The 1,674-nt window shown below is 42.8% G+C and carries 1 protein-coding gene and 3 tRNA genes; 1 reads left to right on the forward strand and 3 read right to left on the reverse strand.

Annotation, left to right across the window (positions count from 1 at the left end):
- Positions 1 to 92: 92 nt before the first annotated feature.
- The 3 genes from AB4585_RS21770 to AB4585_RS21780 form a co-directional block, all read right to left on the reverse strand.
- Positions 93 to 168: transfer RNA gene (locus AB4585_RS21770), tRNA-Gly, on the reverse strand.
- 46 nt (positions 169 to 214) lie between these two features.
- Positions 215 to 288 (reverse strand) — tRNA-Cys (locus AB4585_RS21775).
- 67 nt (positions 289 to 355) lie between these two features.
- Positions 356 to 442 (reverse strand) — tRNA-Leu (locus AB4585_RS21780).
- A 349-nt stretch (positions 443 to 791) separates the two neighbouring features.
- Between AB4585_RS21780 and AB4585_RS21785 the strand changes: the two genes are divergently transcribed.
- Positions 792 to 1,580 (forward strand): lipase family protein, encoded by a 789-nt coding sequence (locus tag AB4585_RS21785; RefSeq protein ID WP_017064543.1) that lies wholly within the window; start codon positions 792 to 794, stop codon positions 1,578 to 1,580.
- Positions 1,581 to 1,674: the final 94 nt, after the last annotated feature.

The following is a 1,674-nucleotide window of genomic DNA, read 5'->3' on the forward strand; positions in this document are numbered from 1 at the left end:
CACCACCAGGGCACGCAATTCTTTATTGCGATGCCGATTACTGAAAAGTAAAACACCATCTTAATGTCGAAATGAATCAACACTACAAAATTTGGAGCGATACATCGGGTTCGAACCGATGACCTCAACCTTGGCAAGGTTGCGCTCTACCAACTGAGCTAGTATCGCATTTTCATTCTTATTATCTCTTAACTTATCAAACTAAGAGAAAGAATGGAGGCGCCTCCCGGAGTCGAACCGAGGTCCACGGATTTGCAATCCGCTGCATAGCCACTCTGCCAAGGCGCCTTTAATAGTGATTTAAGAGAACAACTCTTTGTTCATCACTCTACTCAAAATGTAGAAGCTAGATAGATGGTGCCCCGGGCCGGACTTGAACCGGCACAGCGCGAACGCCGAGGGATTTTAAATCCCTTGTGTCTACCAATTCCACCACCAGGGCAACGCAATCTTGCGAGGCCGATTACTGAAAAGTAAAAACACCATCTCTCAGCGACCTAAGCCGTGAGAACGAGGTGTACTTTAACGGAAGGAAAAAATTCGTCAACAATAAATTTTATCTTTTAATTCAAGTGATTAATTATCGAACTCAAAAGAATAAATTTAGTGCAGCTTGTACGGTTCTTATACTCGGATTTCTAATTTAAACGGACAAATCACTGACAACCATTGATTCAAATACCAATTGAATGCGGTGATTTTCTTGTTTTAAACCAAGCAAATGGCGTTTTCATGTGCTTTTCACATTCAACGATTAGAGTTTGAAGTAACTCTTATTAAGAAGTAAACATGTGAAACCACTAAAACGATATCAATATGAGCGCTATGCCGTTCTTTGTAACCTCGCCTACCCTAGAGTTTTTAAGCAGACTCGCTATGGTTTTGACCCTAATGGACAACGCATCATCAAGAACCAGTTTGGTAAAACCATGATTAGAGTGTTGTGGAGTAGCGACAAAGATGAAGTGGTTGTGGTAATCAAAGGATCGCACAGTATCTCAGATTGGCTACTAACCTTTGCTCTATGGACAAGAAGCTGTAAGAGAATTGGGCTCAATTATCGTGTGCATGCGGGTTTCTACCATCTAATGTTTCAAGAGAGCCAGCCAAGTCGTAATGAAGATAAGCTTGGCTTAACCGTTATTGAGCGCTTGGAAGCCACGCTCACACCTCTCATCGAACAAGGAAAAAGAGTGTCTATTACTGGCCACTCTTCCGGAGGCGCTATCGGTTGTGTCTTCGCTGATTACTTTGATCAAAAGTACCCAGGCTGTATTAAACGAATAGTGACTTTTGGCCAACCCGCCATTGGTGATTGGAGCTTTCGAAAGCACTATCGCATGAGTAAGAAGACCTACCGAATTTGCTGTGACATCGACATCGTGACCTTCATGCCACCGGTTCCTTTGCTCTATTGGCATGTAGGTAAAGTGCTTTGGCTTTATAACGGACGAATCTATGAGAACACTCCTACATTAATCCGCCTTGGTCGCTCTATCTTTAGTTGGCTGATAAGACCTTTCTCTTACCACTTGATGAGCAAGTATATCCGTAACAAAGATTTCTTTGATAAGCATTGAAATGGGTACGTAGGAAGCTTTTAGCGGGGCCAGAAACGAAAAAACCAGTCACTAGGACTGGTTTTTTCTGAATTATGGAGGCGCCTCCCGGAGT

The sequence above is a fragment of the Vibrio sp. 10N.222.49.C9 genome (assembly GCF_041474985.1).
Lineage (GTDB): Bacteria > Pseudomonadota > Gammaproteobacteria > Enterobacterales > Vibrionaceae > Vibrio > Vibrio crassostreae_C.